Below are 22,802 nucleotides of genomic sequence, written 5' to 3'. Positions count from 1 at the left end.
ATTCTGACTCCTGTTAGCGATAGCGGGGCGTTTAGCCCATTCTGAATTCTGAATTCTTCTTCAATTTGTTTCAGATGAAAGCGGTGATTGTATAACAGGATGTCAACAAAAAGCAATAGCCAGAAGTACGATATTTTTTTAGACTTCGAGCGATTCCTTTAAAGTGGGGGAATATGCCATAGTGTCTAAGTAAGAATTCAGCATGGGCAACACTCATTCAAAATAGCTGAATTCTTCTTCAAGTATCTAACGTATCTTCTTATGGTAAAAAGCTAGCTTTTGCAGTAAGAGGAGGGAGAACAAAAAAGTTAGTGGAGAAATGGTAGAAGTTTGGCGATATTGGGAATTTGAGCATCCATCAAGTTCTGTAGTAAGAGTGATAGCAACACCATCAGGGCTAGAGTTATTTGCAGTGGATGTATTGCAAATAGTAGCTCCAATTTTAAATGATGATTTTGTGAGGTCAATTGAAGTTCAGAAACGATTAGTGATGATGGAGAATAATCAAGTGAGTTTGGTATCAACACTCAGCGCTCTATCGATTCACTCATTAATATCACTAACAATAGTAGAACATAATGTAGTCAAACAATTTATGCAATGGGTAAGAACAAATGTGATGCCAGTGTTTAAAAATGATGTCACGATGATTGCAATCGAGCAACCAAAATACTTATTTCAACAAATAGATTATGATCAGAAAGATTCTTTGATTAAGTATTTGTATTTCCAAAATAGTGATTCTTGGTCATCAAATAGTATTGATTTATATTTAAAGTTTATTTTTAAAAAGCTTCCATTGCCAGCTAGCTGTCCTCAGACTATTGATTTAAATGGGATTGACTTCAGGACTAGATATTTTCAAGTATTGAAGACAGTACTAAGGTCAGTCAGCAATTATGAATATGTTTATGAAGATTTGGTGATAAGATCGGCAAATTTGTTGATAGCTCAATCATTAGATTTATTAGTTTATTACCATTTAAATAAATTAAATGAGTTTGATATAAATCAGGTACTAGAACAAGGATTAATATTACAAGCTCTGGGAACAATGGTTAATAAATCAATTGACAATTTCAAGGATTTAAAACCAATGTATTTAAACCTATTAGACTACTTTTCAGCAGAGATGCTAGCACTGGACTAAACCCCGAAACTGATTAAACATGAAATAGAGGAGAAAATCAGATGACAGATATTTTAAAGGATGAGGCGGAGATCCTTAACGGAGTAGAAGAATTACTCTTAGTAACAGATGAAACAACAGAAGCAGAAAGCACAGAAGATATACAGCAGACGCCAGGAGCAGTAACCGCAGGTGAAAAAACAGAAGCAGGAAATACAGTCCTGCCACAAACAAAAACCGCAGTCACCAATAAAAAGCACTGGAGTCGGAGATTAGTGATAGTGACAGGAGATAAAGGAGGAGTAGGAAAAAGTACTTTCGCCAGAGGATTAGCGCAAACATATTTGGATATGAAAAAAGAATTTTTGGCTTTTGATGCGGACATATCTAATTCTCATTTAAGCAGATTTTATGGGGATAAATGTTTAGTGAGAGAATTAGATTTTTTTACAGAAGGGAATGTAGACATTTTTCTAGATGATTTGAAAGAGTTAATAGAGGATAGTTTAGACACAGAAGGAGCAGTTATTCCCGGAAAGTCTTTATTCTTATTGGAATTACCACCACAGTCGATGAGAATCTTAAAAGATGTCGTACAACAAATGAAATTTTTGTCTACAGTTGATGAATTATATGATATGCGAGTAACAATTGTAGTTGTAATTAGTCGAGTAATGGATTCGGTAAAGCAGTTAATAACTTTATATGATTTTTGTCAAGACCAAGTAGATTATGTCGTAGTGAAGAATTTGTTCTTCGGTTCGCCAGAAAACTTTGTCAGATATAAAGAATCCTCAGACATAACAGCGATGAAGGATATATTAATAGAAAGTAACATTCCGTTTTTAGAAATAACAATGCCAGATTTAATAGAACACGCTTATGATTATTTAGACAAAAATAGCTTGACATTTAATCAAGGAATAGAGCAAAAAGAAAAGCCATCAGTAAAAGGAAGGGTAAGTACTTGGATTAGCAAATTCAAGGAACAAGTTTGGTTGGCAAAAAGCATTTTAGGATTAGAAAATGTCCCCCGCTTGTAGACGTGTAGTTATGACTGTAGGTGACTCGCGTGTGGGAAAGTCTACAGTTATCAAGTTATTGATTGAACTATTTCTTAGCCAACATCAAGCTGTTAAGATTTATAACCATGACAATCGTAACAAGTTCAAAGCTTATGCAGGAATAGTGCCAATCGAAAGCTTAAACTTTTTCACAGACAATCCAGATTTGGTATTAGACGATTTACTCAATGACTCATTAGATGTGCTTTTTGTAGATATGCCGGGACAATATATTCAAGAAATCTGTAACTACATATATGAGGCTGATTTTTTTACTGTTTTGGCTGAACTGAACTGGAAACTAACATTCTTACAGCCAATTTCCCATAGAAGTGATTGCATGGAATATTTCTTGCAGCTATTAGATTTTGCAACGGACAATGCTAATTATGTCATAGTCAAAAATCAACATTTTGATACGAGGTTTAAAGAGTATAAGCAATTAATAGAGCAAAAATTGCCATTGGTTGGGGGCACAGAAATTATATTAACAGCCTTGCACAGAGATCATTATCAAGCAATGGAGGATTTAGCCAAACCTTACTCACAATGTTTTCATGAGCAATCCCTATATGTGTTGTATCGCTCATATATTTATCACTGGCTAAAAAATTTCTTTGAGACTGTAAAAAATAATCAAGTCGCTAGTATTTACTTAGGAGTATCAGCAGGTGAGAACATCAGAAATATTGCAGGGGTATTCTGAAGCCGAACAACAGAGGATTGTTGAAACAGCGCAGCAAGTGGGGTTAGCAGAAGATGACCCGATGTTTCAAGTCATGGCAACACTTGGCAGATATGAAGAGACAATGATTTCACTGCAAGCACGAATGGAGGCAATGATTGAAGCTTGGGTACTAACAGTCGAAGAGAAAGTGGCGAATACTTCTAAAACAGCCCAATCAATGAACAACACTGTAGTCAGTAATACTGTGCGTGATGTCTTAACAGAACAAATACCGAAGCTGATACAAGCATCAACATCATCTGCATCCTCGACATCATCGCCACCAAAAGAGATGCGATTATCTACAGGAAATTCTCAGATGCGTTTTTGGTCTATCTGCGCTCTGGTAGGAGGAGTGACAGCAGCCGGTGCGATGCTTGCTTCATTTACAACTTGGAACGTGATGACTAACTTGGGTCAAAACCAATCAGTCATGTTGTCAAACAACGATCTGAAGATTTTACAATGGGTAAAATCTAGCGAAGGTAAGCAAACTTATAAGCTCTTTGTTGAGAATCAACAAACTCTGGCTGCTTGTCAAGAAGAAAATCGCTTGAAAGGATATTGCTTGATTCAAATGCAAAAGAACAAGAAATAATGAACTACCCAATAGCTCTCCAGTCTTGGGTTGAAGGTTCTAGGTAGCCAAAACTTTGAGCTTTAAGAATGGCATTGACCCGATCTCTAGCTCCCAACTTGAGAAAAAGGTTGCCAGTGTGGGATTTAACTGTACTAATACTAATGAAAAGTTGATTAGCAATTTCCTTATTGGAGTAGCCACTGGCAATTAATTTGAGAATTTCAATTTCTTGAGTTGTAGGCAACTCGTTGTACTTTTTGCCTTTAATTTTTGTACTCTGACGATGGTTCAATTCCAGAAATCTCTTGATAATCGCTTGGTCAAGATATTCTTCATTTCGATAGATACTACGGATAGCGTTTTTAATCGACTCGATCTTGGTTGTCTTTAAGAAATATGAATCAGCACCACAGGCAAAAGCTTCGTTAATCACATTTTGACTAGAATAAGCGCTGAGGATAATAACTTTGGATAAAGTGTCCTTCTTAATCCTGGTTGTCATCTCCAGTCCGTTGATATCTGGTAGCCCAATATCAAGCAAGACAATATCAGGATTTGTTGAGTTGACTAACTCTAATCCCTCCAATCCACAGCTAGCCTCGCCGCACAGTTCCATGTCTGATTCTTGTGCGATCGCCGTTCTAATGCCAAGTCTACACAGTTCTTGGTCTTCAATTACTACTACCCGAATTGTCATGATACTCATATTTGCACCAAGAGTTAATCTTTAACTTCTCCTATTTTTATACCATAAATGTTTGAATAAAAGCAGTAAAATCTAAGTATATATATTTTAATACATTCCCAAAGTAGGGGAATGAAAACATTTCTAAATAACTGGATTAAACTAAACGTAATTAAGGTATATATCAGGGACATCCGCTATAATTAGAAATAATAAGTTTTGCTAAAAAGCAGTCTAATAGAATAACTTATATCCTGATAAGGAGTGTTTATATGTCCCAAAGAGAATTAAGAAATAAAATTAATATTTCTGCCTTGGTACATGACGTATCCAATGCAGTGGTTAATGAATCAATTGTTTTGAAGCAAATGATAGATGGAGAGTACGGAAGCAATCTCCAAGAGATAAAAACAATTCTAGTATCTTTATGGCAGACTAATAACAGAGTTATCCAACTGATAGATATGTATCGAAATCATCAATCAAGAGATAGACTTATTGGTTTAAATCCATCCTTGATTCATGAATTTGATTTTGGCGACTTATTGAATAATTTATATCAAGAGTATATGCCAAAAGCTATTAATCGGGGTTTAAAATTGCACTACAAGACTTGTAAAAAATATGTACATGGAACTAGGGTGAAAGGAGATGCAACACATCTTTACAGAATGTGTTCAAATCTACTTCAAAATGCCCTCTCATATACAGAGACAGGTGATATATTATTGCGATTGTTGAACCAGGGTGATGACTTGGTAGTTTTAATTGAAGACACGGGCATTGGTATTGGATCAGAGGATTTGGCGAATATCTTTCTACCTTTTTATCGTGGGACTATTTCTTCACCTGGCTCCGGGTTAGGATTGTATATTGCAATGATGGTAGCTTATTCTCATGGGCTGAAACTGTCTGTAGATTCTGTTGTTGGTAAGGGGACGATATTTACAATAAAATTTCCCTATCAAGTAAACAATTTTTATGGAGTAGATGCTACAATCCCGAAAAAGCCGAAATTGACTCATGCGCTACCTGGACGACACTAAGCTATGGGATAAGATAGAGTATGTAGTTGGATGTTTGATATTTGGTGGGCTGTTTATTGCTGCGGTTATCACATTCAGCACTGATATATTTGAAGCCACATTTTACATATTTCTTGCAACAATAATTGCTCCTTTTGTGAAAATAAATCCAATATTAAGACGGTATCTCTTAATTAGTGGATTTATATTTGGATTACTAATGGGGTATTTTAGTTAAATGTGGGAGATTGTATGAGGTGTGGGAAGTGTGGGAGGTGTGGTGTGGGGAGTTCATTGAGTAACTAATTATCTCAATTTTGATTAACCTTGTTTCCTAAAATACCAATTGCTAAATAATTAAGTTTTCAGAAATCACAAATACTTTTTACCTAATTCTTGCATTTTGTTTAACTTCGCTTCATCTCCCCACACCACACCTCCCACACCTCCCACACCCCTCTAGTCCCCTAGCTCGGAATGATCATCTTTATCAAATGTAAATTGCTGAGTTTTATCAGTTTGAATAGGTAATGATTGAGATTGTTCTTTTGCAATTCGCTGCTGATTAAAAGCAACGATTTTTTGTGCTTCTTCAGTTGAGAGGTTATTTGAAGTAATTGTAAACTCGTTAGTGTGGTCTTTATATGCAGCAAAAGCTTTTTGATTGGATTGAGTTTTGCGGTTAACATTGATAAACTGTATACCTTCTTTAATTAGTAATTGAAGTCTATAAAGAACCCCTTCATAAACGCGACCTTCATTTTTAGTATCTTGACCTTTAGCAATAATAGTTTGAACGACGGCAGGAATCAAAGACTTTTTACTGAATTCATCGCCTTGATTTTGTGACGTGGGGGGAGTTAGATTAGCTTTTGACTCTTGAGCAATCATTTGCTGAAGAAATATATGCTTTCTTTGAGTAATTAAGTTTTCAACTCTAGAAAAATTATTAGGCTGCTCAGTCACAGGTGTTTCGCTTTGAGTGACACCGAATCTTTGAGAATATTCAGCCAGATATTTATTTTTAAGTTGTAGTCTATAATCTTCAATATTTTGAGTACTTTTGGTCAAAATATTTCTTAATTTATCTTCAAGGTTTTGACGCGATTGTGAATCTAATTCAATGGGTGATTGCACTGTACTCTGTGGCACTCTCTCGATCATGAGAGCCAGTCGATAAGCCATCATATTATTCGAGATTCCACTCCCACGATTAATGGAGGCGATAGTTTCTCTAACATCTGTGGATTGCATACTAAACTTCCAAGTTGTTTAATTGAGGTTCTGGATTGTGAGGTTCTTCTTGAGTTGGCTTCTGTGTTTCGGCATTTTGGGAAATCTTCGGACTATAAAAATTATTAATCGATCGTTCGCGCAACAATTTTAAATCCTCTGTAATTTCGCTAAGTGGCGGCAAAATAATATCAGTTTTCCCATGAATAATAATCTCTTCTTTAGTTTGAATTAAAAATTTAAAATAAAGTTGTGACTGCTCACCCAAAGTTAGTTTAGCATTGGGGTCTTTTTGAAATCGCTCACGAAAACCTTCATTACCTTGGTTCGCTCCAGATGTCCATCTGACAGAACTCTCCAGTAAGTTCCAAATTTCAGCTAATGCTGGATGAAGTGGTAAAGGGATATCACGAGTTGCGTGGGTATTAGCAGCAGAATTAATTGTTGGGATTTGAAGTTTAGTTGCCAGCAGCCGGAGTTTGTCAATTTCTAAGGAGGTAATAGCCATAGAGTGAACTTGATGCTTCATTTGTTCGTCAGTACGGCTCAATTCTAAATGTACAGCAACTCTAGTAGTTCCGTTATGTTCAGTTTTTAAAAGCTTGATATCACCACTATTTTCATCATTAGAAGTATAAGTAATGCGATAGTTACCTAATTCTAAATCGTGAGAATTAAAGGTTTCTAGGGTATTTGTAAGTATTTTGAATATTTCTAAAGATTTAAAACTTTCAAGTATTTTATGAGTGCCATCAGGAGAAAGAGAGCTTAGACTGTTAGCAATTTTCCTGGGGTCTTCATCGAGGGAGGGTAGCTCTTTACCTTGCTTTAAGGTATCTGCAACCGTTAAAAACTCCTGGCGTTCTATAGGTAAAAAATTATCTAAAGGTTTTTGAGTAATATTAATATGATATTGTGAGGCTTCAAACTCCATAATTGGATTATCTAAGTTTGTCGCTTGACGACGATGAATACTATAAGTAGATTTATTCTTTTTAATAAGAAAAGCATCGGCACGATAAACTGTAGAGCCATCATCTTGTTGAACGCCATAATTCTTGACAAGCTCTCTGGCAGCAAAAGCAATGTCTTGATTTTGTTTAGCTTCTAAAAACCTTCGAGGGATTGTTTGTTTATAAACCGTTACCTGTTTGATATTGACCCAACTGTTACCAGTAGGTATGCTGTTGGATGACAACAAATCCTTGTTAGTAACAGAAGGTGTTTCTACAAAAGTGTTGTTCCTTTCTGTTGTGTCAGAAATAATTTCGGATTGGCGACGACGGCGTTTCAATATGTCTAATTCTTCTAATTCTTCTAATTCTTCTAATTCACCGACTGATATTGGTTCCGTATTTTGTGAGTTCTTAGTGCTGCTCTGTTCTGAAGGCGAACTAACTTGAGATTGAAGGGCTTTGGGAATAATTACTCGATCATTTGTTTGGGAATTAGTTTGTGGAAGAGGCGCAATTTTTTCCTCTGTTTGTTGGGTTAATAATGCCTGTTGTATTTGTATAGATTTGATAGCAGCATACAGAGGGTGAGTACGGGATAAAGGAGGTAGGGGAGGTAAGGGAGATAGAGGACGCAGAGGAGTCAGAGAGGCTTCGGGGCATCTGGATTCATCACTTGTTGTAAGAGATTCAGGGAGTGTGGGAGTTGTAGTAAATGTAGCAGGTGTAGCAGGTGTGAGGAGAATCTCACTTCTTCCCACACTCCCCACCCCTGCCACACTCTTAAGCTTTAACTCTTGTCCATTTTTGAGAAAAATAAATTGTCGCAGGTCAGGCAAAGGGTTATTTTGCCGCCAATCTTCAAAAGAAACCGCTAAGGCTTTGAGCTTTTCATAAACGGCTACCCCTTGTGCGGCAATCAAATCGTCAACACCTTTTTCTGGCCCGGGTAAAGTGATTATTTTGACAACAGCCCCATGATTGACCAAAAGTTGACTAGTTTTAATCAAAGCTTTGCTGACGTTGACTTGAGTTTTACTTTTGGAATCATGGTCAAAGCAGATTATCACTTCTCTGTCTGGAGTCGCAAACATCGCAATTTCGGAGCGTAATTTGCTCTCAATTGGATTACCTTGGTCATCTTTAGAGCGATATGCAGCATTTACCCCTGGTAAGCCGATGGCAGCATCTCCTTGAGTCAAAATACTCGCTGCTTTCTTAGCGCCTTCAACAATGGTTACTGGTATATTGTGTTTCCACACAGAAAACCAAAAACCTGATTGGCGATCGCACTGGCTTGGATTAACGCCAGCTTTGGAGTAGATAAATTCAGCAATGTCTTTCGGTACTTCTAGTAAGAAGATACTAAGTTCATCTTTGTAAGGATGTTCATATTTGATAAATTTCCCAGGTTTTTGGACATCAGGTCTAGGAAAATCAGGTTTATAACAGCCCCAAAGTTTTTGTTTAGGCTGCTCCCCAGGTAGTAAATCACAGAAAGTGCGGGGGTCAACACCACCATTACACCACCAGCCATCAGTAGAATCAAGATATGCGTAAACTTGGAGAGTTTTATCAGTTAAACGACCAGCATTTTTACGCTCAATCTGGTCACTATACATTAAGTATTCCCAAGACTCATGGCACTGCTCTATGGAGTCATAATACAAAGACTTAAAATTGGCAGATACTATTAGAGGATGGATTGCGCTATTAACTACCAGTTCATACCAGTGTTTATGCTCAATATTATTTGGACGTGAATTAACGAATTCATCCATGTTTTTACTCTATTTCGGAGCAAGAATTATTATTACTGTGAGTAGAAAGAGTATTTGAAGTATTAGTTTGGTTTTGTTGATGAGCGTTTGTATTTGCTAAAGATTGTTCGACAATTTCTTCAATTGTTTTGGCTTCTTCTGGCTCTAGGGTTACAAAGTTATTAGTTTTGGGATCAACTTTTGCCCAAGAATAACCTCCACCTCCATCAATTTTAAGAGCATAAGTATCTTTTCCTAGTTCAAATCTTGCTTTTTTATTCCATTGTTCTACGGTGTCAGCGCAAACATATTTTATTAAAGGTGCTATGATATTTCTGGCAAAATAATCACTGCTTTTAGCGTAATTAGAAACTAGTTGTGAATGCCGTTCATCAAACATAAGTCACCCCACTGCTGGATTCGGTTTTAATAAGATTGATTAAAGACTTTTGTAAAACGTCATATTGCTGTGATGTAGCACCGAGGCAATTTAAGTCAATCACTTCCCCCGATGGCATCACCCGATTAAAAATAAGATGGAATTCTAAAGAGTCTTGATGAAATTTCAGGAAAGTGACATATTGCAAATCATCCCAGCCGATGCCTTGAATATATTCATTGAGAATTTGTGAAGAAACATCCGGTGATAAATTAATCGGGAAACCTTTCAAAGTAATTTGAACATAAATTCCGACCTTTTTTAATCTTGGTCTTTGTTTACTTAAAACGTGAAAAGTATTAATGACCCAAGCGGGAGCATGAATGTTAACGAGATTGCCAGAGTTAATAGTCAATGTCTGCATTAGTTGATTAATTATCTCAAAATCAGAGAGAGCATATTCCTTAATCATTATTCTCATTATTTAATACCCTTGGAATTTGGCTCTGAGCATTTTCGTCTAGGATTGATTTAATTTCTCCAACGCTCAAGACTTTATTATTAGGATTGTTGTCTTGTTTAGCAGGTGGAGGAAAACGGTTATTGACATCATTAACTCTCAAATCTAAATCGTACTGAGTCGGATATCTCTGTGTACTTTTCCGAGCTAATCTACTGACGACTGGTTTCCATTTTTTTTCGTTGTATCTGTCGATGTCCCGGAGAATTTGAGGAATATTGATGCTTTTTAACTGAGGAACTGACCCCTCTTTCTTATTGGAGTATGCAGGATTTATAAAAACACATTTACCGGCTGGTAGTTTTAAAAACTCTGCCGATTCAAATAACTTTTTGGTTTTCTCTTGGTCGCTAATGGTATTATTGCTCTTTCCACCACCCGTGGATCTTGATTTATGCTTGTACCTAATTTCTTCATCTCCCAGAAACGAAGAAAACAACTGTGCTGATTCGTTCTCTCCAGGATTAAAAATAAATTTCGTACTGCAAGCACCAAGGATAGTCTTAGCAACTTCCCGACCATAATTCTTTTCCAACTGCCCCATATTCTGCCAGCCGAGGATGCCGCAGAAACCCTCACTTCGTGATTCATTTAACCATCTGAATAAATCGGGCAGATACAAGGAAGGTAATTCATCCAATGCAACTATTAACGGATCTAAGCGTTTTTTGGCTATATTTCGGGCGATGGTCATGTGGAGAACGCTAGTCATCAACGGTGCAACAGCATCGCGGCGCTCTCTGTCTAAACCAAAGATAATCATTTGTTTACCCTTAATTGACAGTGGTAAAGTCGTTTTACCAATAAAACAACCCAGTGTGTTCTTGGCCATGAAGCGGGTAAACATAATACTAGCTGTGGCAACAATCCCGGCGACGGTTTTCTCACTCGCGGCAGAACTGAACAACTGACCAAAGGCAATCTTGACCCAAGGGTTGAGATTAGCAGACATTAACCGCGCAATCATCTGCTCACTAGACAAGATGGCGGCACTGGTCATGACATCAGCTCTATCTCCAAATTCTTTGGTTAACATTAATACAGCTTGGGTTAACTGATCCCCGGAGGGGCCAAAAAATCCATCTTCATTAGAATTATTCAGAATGCGGAAGTTTTTATTGATGACCGTCGCAATTTGCCGAGCGTTTTCAGCGTCAGAAGAATCTCTTAAAAAATCCAGAGGGTTACAAACTTCAGATTCGGGAAATCCAGGGGCAAAAATATGAACATCGTAGCCAAGACTTTTAGCATAAGCAGCAATTTTCGCCTGAGATGGATACTTAAAGTCATATAGTAAAATAGGAAACCCTTGGTCAATTGCGGAGAACAACATGGGATTAATGGCACTGAAAGTTTTCCCACTTCCGGGTGCGCCAATGGCAGCAGTTCCCCTTTGTACTTCTGGTACATAAATCGGTACTCGTCCACTACCAATTTGCTTTTTTGCACCTTTGAATGGATGTCTGCCAATATACAAAGCTACACTATCACATCGGGGATAGGCTATTTGTTGCAATGCTTTTTTCTTAGCTGTACTGCTCTCCTTTCTGCCTCCCCAATAGCTAGTAGCAATCTTCTTTTTACTACTGCCATCGCCCAAAAAGACTCTCATTAAAATGTAAGCACCAACTAAACTTAAAACTGTCAGCCCATTTGGTGTAAATAAAGCATTGGTATACTTACCAATACTGTCATGAGGATTTTGAAGCTGTTCAAATCGGAATGGTTGATTACTTGGGGAACTAGTCAAATTATTACTCATAATGTCAGAATTCAGAAGTAACAATAGTTAATCTGGAACGTTAGAAGGACTACCAAAAATAATTGGGTCTTTTTCGTGATAATTGATAAACGGAACTGGGCCAATAAAGTAAGGAGTACAAGTACGAACAAAAAATATTGTCTTGCAGATTCGGAAAAACATAGCAGTGTTAATAGAACCGCTCGATTCATCTATATCCCAAACCACTTGTTTAAATGATTTACCAAAGGGATGGCGACCAGTTGGCTCAAGACCCCCATTAGCTACAGCTAAAATTCCATAGCCACCTTTTACTTTCTGAACTTTTCCCGAAATCCATTGCGCTCCAGTAGTCTTACCAAGACCTGAAGCTTCAAAGTGGGCGCAATTATTTTGATTACAAGGGACATTAAAACCCTCTTGATAACTGCCAGAAATGCTGCGAATCCGGTTAGCTTCTATATCTCCTAAAGGCAAATCTACTTGACCAACGAAAGAAAGATCCGGCTCTGGCAGGCTAGGAAAATTAATCCAAGGTAAATCTTTCAATCCCGGTATGTCTGAAATGAGAGTATCTTGCCAATTAGCAAATTTATCAAATGAGGAGTTTTCAATTCCCGGAATCGATGTCAGCTTGTATTTAGATAAATCAATTTCACTGCCGAGAGGGATATTGTCTAAGTTGTAATAATTAGCGACATTACCAATTCTTTGATTAGTGCTGATACCCATTTGGCGAAAAAAGTCAGCTATTGGCGCTACACTCCTGGCTGATTGATTAGCTAATTCAGGTATAGCCTTGACTAAATCGCTAAGGGTTTGAGTTTTGATGACTCCAAAATCGTCAAGCTTTAAACCATCTAAATCAATAGCTAATGCCTGAGATATCGTCGATAGGGTAAGCTTTTCAAGATTCAAATTGGCATCTTCAAAATCCCCAAGCTCCATAAAATCGCCAATACTTTGTCCAGCTTGCCAAATTCTAGTCTGATTACCTCGGTCAGTTGGGTAAGTCACATTACCAGATTCAGATACAATCATGTCTTGAAACTTCATTTTTGACCAGTCTGGAATCAAGCCATTATTGCTACTGACAAATGGGACTTGTGCTGAGGCTTTGGGCAGCAGAAATCCAATTACCTGATTCATAATTCCATACTCCCAAAAACTGTGAATAAACAATCCTCCTAGCAATCCAAACAATATTAAATAGCGAATCATGTCAAAAGTAATTTTGGGCGAACGATTTGATGATTTCATATTTGTCCAAGCTCAATTAATTTGTTAACTAATTTAAGTGAAACACCAGCTTGAAGAGCAGCAGCAGGCATTTGCTCTCCAGCTTGAAAATGAGTCAAGAATTGCTCAATCCGATTGTGAAGTTCATCAGATGAGGAGAGCGAACCATTACTAATCGCTACCCTGATCCCTGCTCTGATTTGTTTTGTGGTGTTGATAGTTTGTACTAGGGGCGATAATCTCGGTCGAGTTACTGTTGAAGATGGCTTATCCGAGATAATTGACACTTGACTGTATTCAGGACGGGAATTAGATGGGGTAACTTGAAAGTGGTAAACTTTGCGCGAGCCAGAAGCAGTTTGAGTAATCACTGTAAGCAAAGTTGCACTTGTTTGGGGCAGTCCTGGAACCGGAAGCTTTTTGATCCGGCGTAAGTGAAGTAGCCCAGCACTACTGTTTTGACAGTTCTGGTCGATTCCTTCTAAACAACCATCAGTGTCAATCAAAACTTGCGAGGGATCGTCAATCCACACTCGCTTCACCATCTCTAAGACTTCATAAAATGAAATTGATACGCCTGAGCCATTCCAGACCTTAATTTTTTGGAGCTTGGCAGTACTGCCACTAACCTGAGATTGCTTTATGGTGCGGACTGTACTTTGAGCATAGGTTTTGACTGGAACTAGACACACTGCCAAAAAAGCAGCAACCCCAAGCTGGAACGCTGTCACGAGTTTTAACTTCTTCATGGCAACTCCAGAGAACGGTTCACCAAAAACGTAATCTTCGTTCCTTGTGGGATATACCAAACATTGGGACGAGGGGTGATTTGTTGGTTAGAAGTTTCTGCACGGCGAGCAATGGTGTCACTAAGCTTGCCAAAAGCACCTTGTAAGAATGCCCCACCAATATTGCGCTGGCTGTTTGAAGTCGTGCTAGAGCTAAATGTCCCAGTAGCAGAATTAACTACACTGCTACTGGAATCAGATTGATTCAGGATTGCTCCTACTTGACCCAAACCACTGACTAATGCCACAGTCAAGTCAGAACCTCCGCCTTTGTGATCTTGCAACTGTTTAGCTAACAACGGTTTCCCGCCTTCTCCTAATACAGAAATTGCACCGCTACTAATTGGGTACTCAGTGTTATCTTTGATAATGCTGGTGACTTGCACACTTACATAAGAGCCACCATTAACCTGTAGGGGTTCAACGGCTAATAAAGTGCCTTTATGAATTGCCACATTTCCATAGTTGTCATGCAAATCAGCCGTTAATCTAGCAACATAGCGTTTACTATCATCTGGAGCCTGCTGTTGTTGGAAGCGAGTATTTTCGCTTTGCTGCTTGACCACTGGAGTCACTAAAACACCATTTGCGAATTCCCCAACGACTAAATAGCGAGTTTTACGCTGTTGCAGAATTTGGTTTTCTTGAGACAAGTAATTACCATCTGCTACTTGTTTATCAGATTTAGAATCGGCTAACCAACGAGGGCGAATTTTCTCAATTTCTGTGGATGTACTGTTAGAGAAGTTAGGGCGTGTTTGCTGTGTTGTATAAGCACTATTGGGTGGCTGTACTTTCAGAAGTGTTGTATTCGGTGTTTGAAAGGATGTCGCCTCTGTTGATATCTGCTGGTTATTTGAAGTAGGTGTATAAGCGATTTTTCCGTAAGATCCTAAGCTGCGAAGTCGATTAAATTCAGCTATCACGTCTGTTGGCGTTTCTGTTTTCGGCGTAACAGTCCTAACAGGATTACTAATTCTTGGCAATGTTTGATTACGAGGTGGTGATGAAATAGTCGAGTTAGTTCTACTCGGAACGTAATCTCGTCTAGGGCTAGGACTTTGTGTTTGTGCTACAGGTCTAGCTGTTGATAGTGGTGGTGAAGCTGCAACACTTACAGGTTTATTATTAACTTTAACTTGCTCTTTACTCTGATTAATCTTATTTAATTCATCTTCTTGTTTATTCAAGGCTAATTTGGCATAGACATCACCATCTTTTAGCTCAACTTTCTCCAAAGCTGGGGATGTTTTATCAGCTTTAGCAGTTATCGCTTCTGGACTTCTAGCAGGATTGAAAACACCATTGAGAAAATAAAAGATTACTAAGAACCCTAAGCCAAAAGGAATAGCGATTATCCCTAATCTTGACCAAGGAGAAGTACTGACAGTGTGTCTAGTAATCAATGGAAATTCTTCGGACTCTTCGCGGTTAGCCTTTTCTCTCCTTTGTCCATCATTTGTATCCTCTGAAAATTTCAAGATTTGATCTATAGTCAAATTCTGGTGTTCGTTTTTTAGAGACATAATTATTAAGGTTTTAAATCATTGATTTGTGTAATTTCTAAACCAGCGCTCCGAGCTTCATAGATTTTCCGAGAAAGTTCAGTGAGAGTAGTAATTTCTTGTGGCGTATTCACTGCTTCGACAGTCACAGTCTTATTGAAGGTAATTCCTTGTCCAGTATTATCAGAAGTTGTGAAAGTCACAATAGTTGCGACTATATCTACTTGCCATACCCCATTTCTAATTAATCGCGGCTCTCCGATATAGCGAGGAATTAAAGACGCTTGCATATTTCCTTCAAATATTCTGCTGGGGGTGAGTTCTGCCAGCTTTTGTAAAAAGGCTGCTCGAAAGTTATGATTTTCACTAATTGCAAAAGCAGCTTCATAAGCCTTAGTTGTAACTTTCTTTTTTCCACTTGCTGCGTCAATATCTATTCCTTTGTCTTGCTTGGTAATTGGTTCTCCCAAGTCGTTGTAAATTTTAACTAATCCATCCCAGCTAAACATTCTAGTGAACGTATCGCCAACAAATTTTTTGATTACTTCTGGCGAACGTTGATTTTCGTCTACTGATTTAGCAGTAATAGTTTTGCCATCATCTAACTGTACTAAAGCTAATTGCTTTTTACTTAATCCTCTGATTGCTCCATAATTGAGAAATTGCAATAGTAATGAAAATACTGCACAAGAAAATCCTACTAATGAAATTATTCCAATTCTTGTCGGAACTGATTTATTAAATTGCAGCAGTTGTAATGGCTCTGATTTTCGGTTTTTCGTGTTTACCATATCTCTTATTTCATAAACTTCGCCAAACTAACACCTCTAGTGATTATTGCAATGCCAGCTTCTGCGGCAATCACACCATAAGTTTCTGAGGCTTTATTAATTTGTTGCAACAGTGCTAAACCGCCACCTGCGGCTAATCCCGTAGCCAAGAACGGGGCGCAAATCCCAATTGTAAACAGGAAGAACATTGGTTGATCTGCTTGAGAGTCAGAAATTAATTGTCCAGCAAAACCAACAATCATGTTAAAAGATAGTTTACCTATGCCAATACTGAAATATCCAATTAGCCAAGTGAAAATTGATTTCGCTCCGTAAGGTAATAAAGAACCTCCAACAGCTAGTGGTCCTAAAAATGCTGTGATTAGCATTGTTAATTCAATTCCCCATTGGTATGACCCATTCATCGACAGCATGACTAATGAAATTGTTGAAGTCACACCGGAACCAATAAAACCACTAATGGAAGAAAATAATATCTGAAGGGGATTTCTTTTATTTTTTATTGCATCAATCGGAGCGTCAACGACTTTATCTATCGCGGCCAAAAACCATTTGAAGGGGCCACTATTTTGATCGAAAGCTTCCGGGTATTTTTGACTTAAATCTTCTTTAGCCTGTTGTAAGCAATCAATTGCTTCATTCGGCTGTAATGAAGAACTCCGACATCTTTCAATTGCTAATCCTATAGCACTTCGAGCTACTGATACCCCTGCTGCTTTTTGAAATGCGACTCTTAAATCTAGCCCATCAGCCGTTTGTATCAACACCATATTATTTACATTGTTGATGTAGTTCCTAATCCCTAACGTCGAGTTTCCTAGAACTTTGCCATGATTTGACAACAACACCACCACAATCAACGGCCAGATAAAATCGCTGAAAGCTCGTTGCTCATTACCATTTATCATTTGCTTTGTCCACTCAATCATGAAAAAAGTTAATGTCGCAACTGCAAATAATGCCCCGACTGTACATATATTGTTGTACAGTTCCCCCGCTAAAGTTTTATTCCATAAATCATCAAATCCTGCTGATATTGATGCACTTGTTTCAGCAGCTTTTTTGACTAGCTCGCCACCAAGCACTTGTTGCGCTAATAAATACATATAAGAATCCTTTCCTTTGCATAAGAGGTCTAAGGGAGTGTGTTCACAATTTGCAATGGGCTTCGCCCCGCTACCCTAACGCAATTCGCAATTCGCAATTATTACCCCATAGCTAAAATTGTGGGTTGAATATTGATACTATGTATTTTGTTTTCTTTCATAATTGAAATTATGGTCTGACATCCCGAATGAATCAATTATTCAATTGCATTCAGACACAATTGCGAATTGTGTTAGCGTAGTGGGGCGAAGCCCATTGCGAATTGCAAACACACTTTCTTCAGGGTGAGTAAGTAGGATCGAGTACAGACATAGCAGCAACTTCGAGATTGAGAGAAATTAATCCTTCTTGTTGAATGTCTTCTTTTTGGCGATTTGCTGCTAATTGTTCTGCAATCTGTGTCAGCATCATATTAGACTGTGCTGTATCAGAGCGTGATTGCAAAGAATCAGTACGCTGTTGTGCCAGCATCGAAACTATCTGTGCATTTTGGGCTGCCATTACCTTTAAAATATTCTGTGAGGCATTCATCTCTTGCGCTTGCTGTCCCAGGTCTGATGCATCTTGAGCCGTTTGTGCAGTTTGATCAATTTTGTTAGAAGTATCTTGCTGACCTTGTTGCCCTAATACACCAGATACTGAGGCTTTGGTAATTTCTCGCTGTAAGTCTTGTGCTTGTATTGAAGCTAATGCCCAGTCAGAGTCCGAGGCTAGTGCTACTTTCAGACGCTGACCACTTTCAACTGGATCTGGCGCACCCATCACACCAGTAGCACTATTAATTGCAGAATTAGCATCCTCTTGGGCTGCTGCCCACAAAGTATTAATTTTATCTGAAGCTATACTTCTAATTTGGCTCATTTCCCCCTCAATTTGGCTCTTAATTGAAGCCAGGAAACTATCTAGATTTAGTGATAGCCCATAACTTGGTGCAGTGATTAATAGGCTTGCAACTCCGCTAGATATAAACACGGTTAAACTAAATCTTTTGAGTTTGTTCATGCTGCAATGCTCCACCTTTTTTCACTACTAAAGTTTTAAGAGTTAAACTCCTGAGTAATTCTTGGGCTGATGATGATAATGGCTCTCCTCGAATCATTTTGATGTAATCTTCGGAAAACTTCACCAGTCCGAGTATTGGGCTATCTTGATATTCTTTCAGGAATAAAGTTCGTAATTCTTGCTCCGAAGGATTATTAGCGACTGCGGCCAATAAACAATAGGCTGGATAATAACGACAGAATGTAAGTTTACCTAAATCATCTAATAACCACTGTGAGTAAATCCCAGATTTTGTTGGGTAGAAAGCCTCTGTACTATTGTTTTGAATGATTTCATAAGGATATTTAAATCTAGCAACAAAGGGATCTACTGCCGAAGACTGAATTCTCCCGATCAATCGGGTTGTAATATTGGCGAAGATTTTTGCTGCGGCTTTGCTTTGGTAAATACTCTCTGGTTCTTGAGCCGAGAGAATTACTCGTATCCCTGCTTTTGCGCCATTGGCACACAACCGCCCAATTAACTCGGCGATCGCCTCGAATTGGAATAGAATCGGCGCTTCATCCAAGAAAAAGATACTGGCTTTAGAAGACAAAGCACGTCTTAGGGCTGCGGCATAAGCTGATAAAGCTAAAATAGCTGCATCTGCCTCACTTGATAAATTTCGCAGTGCAAATACTAGCAACTTAGCATCAGTTCGGAAAGTTGAGGGACGACTAATTGATTCTCCAACTCTGGTTGAGAGCCAGTACTTTAATCTCAACCTGATTTGCTCCAAGGCTGATAAAATTTCCTGGCTATTGCTGGCTATAGAATCTATCTTGAGAAATGCTGGCGAACAATAATTCAAAAAATCTTGTAATGTGGGAGTATCCAGCCAAGCTTTAGTGCCAACTCCTGCGGCTAATGCCAACTTATACCGGACTTTGATTTCATCATCATTAAAAAACGTTTTCAAGGCTAGGGCAATGATAGATTCAATATTAGTAATCATGGAAGGGCTAACGCCAATCATGCTAGTTCCAATCACCATTGTCATTAAGACTGATTTCAAGAACTCTTTAAAATCATTCAATCTTTCATTAATGGTTTCTTGATCCATCCCCCTCAAATTAGGTAGTTCAAACAAATTATTTGACTCTTTGGAAATATCAAAGTATGCACCATCCTGACCTAGTAAATTGGTGTAATCACTAAATGTCGATGTCCCGTCTGGTTTGGGGTAATCTAATGCTACTACTGGTATATCTTGGGCAAGTGCAGGTGTTAAAATTCCTGCCACCAGTACTGATTTCCCGGAACGAGTTGCACCAAAAACTGCTATATTTTTATGTTGTTTGTACAAATCCAGGTGTACTGGCGTACCCCCCTCTTCGGCAATCAACTCAAAGCCAGTCTGATCTCCTGTAGCTGTACGAATCAAAGGCATCAACCCTGGTGCTTCGGAACTGAAATAAGGTAATCTGCGGTTAAAAGGTTTTGCCAGGAGTGGCTCCCAAACAAATGGACAACATTGCAACCATGTCTTCCAGGCGTATTCTTTTTCTCGATCTACTGCTGCTGGTCTTAAAAAGTAGGAAGCTAAGTATTTGCAAGCCTCATTGAGTTCTCTTGTTGATTTTCTATGGACAAGAAAAGCTACTCCGGTATAAACGACAACGCTTCCTTTATAAATGGTTCGTTGCGCCTCTACAGATTCTTCAATATTTATTCCGGCTTTGACATCGATGTTTCCTTTACTTGTTGATAAGGCAGTCGATGTAATTGACTGTTTAGTAAGGCGTTGTAAATTAGTTTTGGTAATTGCCTGATTAGCTTTAGTAATTTGACAGATAATTTCTGTATCTGAGATACTTTCTTTGGAAATTAATTCCCAAAGGTATCGTAATTGAGAGCGTTCATCTATCCAGCCACCCGGCTTTTGGCTAAAGTTCATCACCCCAATATATTTATCTTGAATCTTTACCCATTGCCGATCTAAGAATGGAACTGATTCTTCATTTTCCAACAGATGATGTCGAATGTGAAAATCACTTGTTTGAGTTTCTACTAATCCTTGAGTTTGACTAATCACTAAGGGATTAGGAATTGCTGTTGGTGATGTCAGATTAAATTGATGCCATAAGACTTTCCAAATATCTTCAGCACTCAAAACTCTAATCCCTAGTTTCATTTTGTTACTCAGCAACGATTCCCACTGCAAAAAGCCATCGCTAAATGAATTCTTGAGAATATTTTCAATCCTGCTATTGTTAAAAGCGTGAATTTCTCCGGTAAATTTAAACCAAACTTTCTCTAACTTTCTGATTGCCGATTCTACAATGTCTTGGCTGCTCTCTGACTCCGACAACGCTGTATAAGTACACCATAATCTTAAAAACTTGTTCTTCCTGACTCCAGATTTGGTTAATTCTTTGATTCGTAACCTTTCACTCCTAATTAGTAATTTCAATTGCTCAATATCACAATTGATTTCGATCTGCTCTAATTCTGATTGCCTCGAATAATCGTCTGTAAAGGAACCCAAATGTATAGTTAATGACTCTCCTGATGGGATCTCTTTTAAACCTGCCTCTATGCTCTCAAAGATTGGAAGAATTTGCTCAGAGGCTAAGTTAGAATGAATTCCTACACAATCAAAACAGAATTTAATTTGAATTGATTCCCCATTTTTGAGAATTAATGCTCCTATGCCTTTTCTCCCTCCCAAAGCGACATCGCAAACCCCAGCTAAATGGATAATGTCTTCAAAGGGAGTAAGGGTTTTTACTACATTAACTTGCTCGGTTTCTAATCTTTGTTTCTTGATCTTATCTGTCTGCTTTGTGACCATAAGTTTTATAGTTATTCCGCTTGTATCCTCTGGTAATCCGAGGCACTGCCACAAACTTGCCAAAAAATTCTTGATTTGATGACAGTAACCACCATGTAGCCCATCCCCAAGCGATGCTTAATCCTGTGCCTAACCAACTTGTTTTCAATATATAGTTGAAAACGAATACATTTAATATTGCTATAACTGACCAAGGGAAAATCTGATCGGCGGGAAATGGGCCTAATCGGGGTCTATCTCCCAAGATTCTATTTACACTTCTAAATTTATTTTCATCTCTCATCTTTTTTGATTGCTTGTTAATATGAAGCATTTCTTGAATCAGGGCACTTTTTCTCATTCAAGAAATGCTGCGACTAAAGTGGTGTTGTTTTTAACAGTTATGAAAACAGGATTCAGGAGTCAGGAGTCAGAAAACAGGTATGAATTCTGTAGGAGTGGCAGAGGAATAAACGGTATTTTTACATCCCTATAAAGAGTGGTTCTGACTCCTGAATCCTGGCTTCTGAATTCTTCTTCAAGCTCCAGTAATTAAACCAGTAACTAAGTCTCCCACAAAGACTGAAAGTACTATAATTAATGGAGTTCTGGCTAATGTCTGCCAATCTTCATCATTCCGGGCTGCTTGAACAATTCTTACCAAACTGATACCTACATAGAGTAGGAATAGACCTCTCAATACGTTGAAGAACAATACTATAACTGCTTGTGTTTGCCCGTTTCCAGCATTGCCGAAAGCACCATTCATCCAGGTTTGAGCATTGTTAAAAAACTGGGCTTCGGCTGGCGAAGAAGCAAAATCCAAAAGAAATATTAACGACAGAAATGCAAACAATATTGCATATAAATTCACCCCCCATTTCCGTTGTAGTTTTTCAAAATTTGTTAGCAATGCCTGTGTTTGTTTTGGAATTGCAACTGCTATTGCTCCTGCAATCATCAATCCTCCAAGCATTATGTTGTGGACTGACATCTCCAGAATCATTAATGCTCCCGTTACTCCCATCAGCCCAATTGTGCTACCTGAAATCACAATATTTTTTCTTGATGGTAAGGCTGCTGTTGGTCTTGCCTCAAAGCTAGTTGTATTAGAATTCTCGTAGTCTGACATTTGCATAATTTGCGAGTTCATGAAATCTTATCCACATTATTCACAACTCACTTTCAAACTCCTACAGACTCTAGTACAAAAAAAACTAGTTCTTTTGGCTACAGAGAATATTTGTTACAATTTCTTAGGTATAGGCTCTATTACTAATTTCTGCCCAAGTTGAATATTACTAGCACCTGCTTTTAGTTCTAAAACCTGTGTCGCAGCAACACCGTAATAGATTGGACAAGGATTTTTCATGCATGGGGGTGCATTGCGAATTATTGTTGTCACCAGATTATTTTTAAGGTATATAATGTCCAACGGCACTTTGACTTGGTGCATCCAAAAGGGTACACGCTTATACTCTCGACCCAAGTTAAACAACATTCCGCGATCGCTCTCTAGATTATTTCTCCACTTGAGTCCAATCTCAAGTTCTTGTGTTTTATTTGCCGCTTCTAAATAAAAGGTCTGGTTATTGTGAATAAGCTTATACTGAATAGGCAATTTTTGGGGACGAGTTTCGATATAAGATATTACTGCTGTGAACAAGATTACTGACACCCCAGCAATTGGCCCAGCGATGTTTAGCAGCTTAAAGCCAGCAGCATACCAATCGATTTTTGACTGAGATTTCGGTATTTGCAT

21 protein-coding genes are annotated in these 22,802 nt (G+C 38.2%); 5 read left to right on the top strand and 16 right to left on the bottom strand.

The window, feature by feature from the left end; genetic code table 11:
• Positions 1-319 precede the first annotated feature (319 nt).
• Genes FD723_RS36285 through FD723_RS36270 form a run of 4 tightly spaced genes read left to right on the top strand, consistent with a single transcriptional unit; the run spans position 320 to position 3,518 of the window.
• Positions 320-1,150, top strand: coding sequence for a hypothetical protein (locus FD723_RS36285; RefSeq protein WP_179070036.1), 831 nt, complete (start codon positions 320-322; stop codon positions 1,148-1,150).
• 41 nt (positions 1,151-1,191) lie between these two features.
• A complete protein-coding gene (locus FD723_RS36280; protein ID WP_179070035.1) occupies positions 1,192-2,172 on the top strand; it encodes a hypothetical protein in 981 nt (326 codons plus the stop codon).
• A 10-nt stretch (positions 2,173-2,182) separates the two neighbouring features.
• On the top strand, positions 2,183-2,899 hold the full coding sequence (locus FD723_RS36275; RefSeq protein WP_256875330.1) for a hypothetical protein: 717 nt from the start codon (positions 2,183-2,185) through the stop codon (positions 2,897-2,899).
• The gene (locus FD723_RS36270; RefSeq protein WP_179070033.1) at positions 2,865-3,518 is read left to right on the top strand and encodes a DUF6753 family protein; all 654 of its coding nucleotides are present in this window, start codon (positions 2,865-2,867) and stop codon (positions 3,516-3,518) included. Before FD723_RS36275 ends, FD723_RS36270 begins: the two co-directional genes overlap by 35 nt.
• A gap of 4 nt (positions 3,519-3,522) precedes the next feature.
• Here FD723_RS36270 and FD723_RS36265 read toward each other — a convergent pair whose 3' ends face one another.
• Complete coding sequence (locus FD723_RS36265) at positions 3,523-4,206, bottom strand: response regulator transcription factor (protein ID WP_179070032.1); 684 nt, start codon at positions 4,204-4,206, stop codon at positions 3,523-3,525.
• A gap of 251 nt (positions 4,207-4,457) precedes the next feature.
• Here FD723_RS36265 and FD723_RS36260 point away from each other — a divergent pair, with 251 nt between their 5' ends.
• Entirely contained in the window at positions 4,458-5,231 is a 774-nt protein-coding gene (locus FD723_RS36260) for a HAMP domain-containing sensor histidine kinase (RefSeq protein ID WP_179070031.1), read from the top strand.
• Positions 5,232-5,669: 438 nt separating this feature from the next.
• Here FD723_RS36260 and FD723_RS36255 read toward each other — a convergent pair whose 3' ends face one another.
• The 15 genes from FD723_RS36255 to FD723_RS36185 form a co-directional block, all read right to left on the bottom strand.
• The gene (locus tag FD723_RS36255; protein WP_179070030.1) at positions 5,670-6,464 is read right to left on the bottom strand and encodes a hypothetical protein; all 795 of its coding nucleotides are present in this window, start codon (positions 6,462-6,464) and stop codon (positions 5,670-5,672) included.
• Position 6,465: 1 nt separating this feature from the next.
• Positions 6,466-9,177 (bottom strand): DUF3854 domain-containing protein, encoded by a 2,712-nt coding sequence (locus tag FD723_RS36250; RefSeq protein ID WP_179070029.1) that lies wholly within the window; start codon positions 9,175-9,177, stop codon positions 6,466-6,468.
• 4 nt (positions 9,178-9,181) lie between these two features.
• On the bottom strand, positions 9,182-9,556 hold the full coding sequence (locus tag FD723_RS36245; protein WP_179070028.1) for a hypothetical protein: 375 nt from the start codon (positions 9,554-9,556) through the stop codon (positions 9,182-9,184).
• Positions 9,549-10,016 carry a relaxase/mobilization nuclease domain-containing protein gene (locus tag FD723_RS36240; protein WP_179070027.1) on the bottom strand — a complete coding sequence of 156 codons (468 nt, stop codon included), beginning with the start codon at positions 10,014-10,016 and terminating at the stop codon, positions 9,549-9,551. The genes FD723_RS36245 and FD723_RS36240 overlap by 8 nt, the downstream gene beginning before the upstream one ends.
• The gene (locus FD723_RS36235) at positions 10,000-11,817 is read right to left on the bottom strand and encodes a type IV secretory system conjugative DNA transfer family protein (protein ID WP_179070026.1); all 1,818 of its coding nucleotides are present in this window, start codon (positions 11,815-11,817) and stop codon (positions 10,000-10,002) included. The genes FD723_RS36240 and FD723_RS36235 overlap by 17 nt, the downstream gene beginning before the upstream one ends.
• Positions 11,818-11,844: 27 nt before the next feature.
• Positions 11,845-13,056: a hypothetical protein gene (locus FD723_RS36230; RefSeq protein WP_179070025.1), complete on the bottom strand. Its 1,212-nt coding sequence runs from the start codon at positions 13,054-13,056 to the stop codon at positions 11,845-11,847.
• On the bottom strand, positions 13,053-13,784 hold the full coding sequence (locus FD723_RS36225) for a hypothetical protein (RefSeq protein WP_179070024.1): 732 nt from the start codon (positions 13,782-13,784) through the stop codon (positions 13,053-13,055). Before FD723_RS36225 ends, FD723_RS36230 begins: the two co-directional genes overlap by 4 nt.
• On the bottom strand, positions 13,781-15,349 hold the full coding sequence (locus FD723_RS36220; protein ID WP_179070023.1) for a TrbI/VirB10 family protein: 1,569 nt from the start codon (positions 15,347-15,349) through the stop codon (positions 13,781-13,783). Before FD723_RS36220 ends, FD723_RS36225 begins: the two co-directional genes overlap by 4 nt.
• 5 nt (positions 15,350-15,354) lie before the next feature.
• Complete coding sequence (locus FD723_RS36215; protein WP_179070022.1) at positions 15,355-16,119, bottom strand: hypothetical protein; 765 nt, start codon at positions 16,117-16,119, stop codon at positions 15,355-15,357.
• A 5-nt stretch (positions 16,120-16,124) separates the two neighbouring features.
• The gene (locus FD723_RS36210) at positions 16,125-17,225 is read right to left on the bottom strand and encodes a hypothetical protein (protein ID WP_179070021.1); all 1,101 of its coding nucleotides are present in this window, start codon (positions 17,223-17,225) and stop codon (positions 16,125-16,127) included.
• A gap of 280 nt (positions 17,226-17,505) precedes the next feature.
• Positions 17,506-18,228, bottom strand: a complete 723-nt coding sequence (locus FD723_RS36205) for a hypothetical protein (RefSeq protein WP_179070020.1) — start codon at positions 18,226-18,228, stop codon at positions 17,506-17,508.
• Positions 18,206-21,061 (bottom strand): hypothetical protein, encoded by a 2,856-nt coding sequence (locus FD723_RS36200; RefSeq protein ID WP_179070019.1) that lies wholly within the window; start codon positions 21,059-21,061, stop codon positions 18,206-18,208. The genes FD723_RS36205 and FD723_RS36200 overlap by 23 nt, the downstream gene beginning before the upstream one ends.
• Entirely contained in the window at positions 21,039-21,344 is a 306-nt protein-coding gene (locus FD723_RS36195) for a hypothetical protein (RefSeq protein WP_179070018.1), read from the bottom strand. Before FD723_RS36195 ends, FD723_RS36200 begins: the two co-directional genes overlap by 23 nt.
• A 234-nt stretch (positions 21,345-21,578) precedes the next feature.
• Complete coding sequence (locus FD723_RS36190) at positions 21,579-22,193, bottom strand: hypothetical protein (protein WP_256875329.1); 615 nt, start codon at positions 22,191-22,193, stop codon at positions 21,579-21,581.
• A 93-nt stretch (positions 22,194-22,286) separates the two neighbouring features.
• A complete protein-coding gene (locus FD723_RS36185; RefSeq protein ID WP_179070017.1) occupies positions 22,287-22,802 on the bottom strand; it encodes a DUF192 domain-containing protein in 516 nt (171 codons plus the stop codon).

It is taken from the genome of Nostoc sp. C052 (assembly GCF_013393905.1).
In the GTDB taxonomy this organism is placed as follows: domain Bacteria; phylum Cyanobacteriota; class Cyanobacteriia; order Cyanobacteriales; family Nostocaceae; genus Nostoc.
This window is presented reverse-complemented; position numbering and strand designations above follow the sequence as displayed.

What these genes read in the sequence shown, in the direction of transcription:
- FD723_RS36285 (WP_179070036.1), top strand. Translation starts at nt 320, where the DNA reads ATGGTAGAAGTTTGGCGATATTGGGAATTTGAGCATCCATCAAGTTCT.
- FD723_RS36280 (WP_179070035.1), top strand. Translation starts at nt 1,192, where the DNA reads ATGACAGATATTTTAAAGGATGAGGCGGAGATCCTTAACGGAGTAGAA.
- FD723_RS36275 (WP_256875330.1), top strand. Translation starts at nt 2,183, where the DNA reads ATGACTGTAGGTGACTCGCGTGTGGGAAAGTCTACAGTTATCAAGTTA.
- FD723_RS36265 (WP_179070032.1), bottom strand. Translation starts at nt 4,206, where the DNA reads ATGAGTATCATGACAATTCGGGTAGTAGTAATTGAAGACCAAGAACTG.
- FD723_RS36260 (WP_179070031.1), top strand. Translation starts at nt 4,458, where the DNA reads ATGTCCCAAAGAGAATTAAGAAATAAAATTAATATTTCTGCCTTGGTA.
- FD723_RS36255 (WP_179070030.1), bottom strand. Translation starts at nt 6,464, where the DNA reads ATGCAATCCACAGATGTTAGAGAAACTATCGCCTCCATTAATCGTGGG.
- FD723_RS36250 (WP_179070029.1), bottom strand. Translation starts at nt 9,177, where the DNA reads ATGGATGAATTCGTTAATTCACGTCCAAATAATATTGAGCATAAACAC.
- FD723_RS36245 (WP_179070028.1), bottom strand. Translation starts at nt 9,556, where the DNA reads ATGTTTGATGAACGGCATTCACAACTAGTTTCTAATTACGCTAAAAGC.
- FD723_RS36240 (WP_179070027.1), bottom strand. Translation starts at nt 10,016, where the DNA reads ATGAGAATAATGATTAAGGAATATGCTCTCTCTGATTTTGAGATAATT.
- FD723_RS36235 (WP_179070026.1), bottom strand. Translation starts at nt 11,817, where the DNA reads ATGAGTAATAATTTGACTAGTTCCCCAAGTAATCAACCATTCCGATTT.
- FD723_RS36230 (WP_179070025.1), bottom strand. Translation starts at nt 13,056, where the DNA reads ATGAAATCATCAAATCGTTCGCCCAAAATTACTTTTGACATGATTCGC.
- FD723_RS36225 (WP_179070024.1), bottom strand. Translation starts at nt 13,784, where the DNA reads ATGAAGAAGTTAAAACTCGTGACAGCGTTCCAGCTTGGGGTTGCTGCT.
- FD723_RS36220 (WP_179070023.1), bottom strand. Translation starts at nt 15,349, where the DNA reads ATGTCTCTAAAAAACGAACACCAGAATTTGACTATAGATCAAATCTTG.
- FD723_RS36215 (WP_179070022.1), bottom strand. Translation starts at nt 16,119, where the DNA reads ATGGTAAACACGAAAAACCGAAAATCAGAGCCATTACAACTGCTGCAA.
- FD723_RS36210 (WP_179070021.1), bottom strand. Translation starts at nt 17,225, where the DNA reads ATGTATTTATTAGCGCAACAAGTGCTTGGTGGCGAGCTAGTCAAAAAA.
- FD723_RS36205 (WP_179070020.1), bottom strand. Translation starts at nt 18,228, where the DNA reads ATGAACAAACTCAAAAGATTTAGTTTAACCGTGTTTATATCTAGCGGA.
- FD723_RS36200 (WP_179070019.1), bottom strand. Translation starts at nt 21,061, where the DNA reads ATGGTCACAAAGCAGACAGATAAGATCAAGAAACAAAGATTAGAAACC.
- FD723_RS36195 (WP_179070018.1), bottom strand. Translation starts at nt 21,344, where the DNA reads ATGAGAGATGAAAATAAATTTAGAAGTGTAAATAGAATCTTGGGAGAT.
- FD723_RS36190 (WP_256875329.1), bottom strand. Translation starts at nt 22,193, where the DNA reads ATGAACTCGCAAATTATGCAAATGTCAGACTACGAGAATTCTAATACA.
- FD723_RS36185 (WP_179070017.1), bottom strand. Translation starts at nt 22,802, where the DNA reads ATGCAAATACCGAAATCTCAGTCAAAAATCGATTGGTATGCTGCTGGC.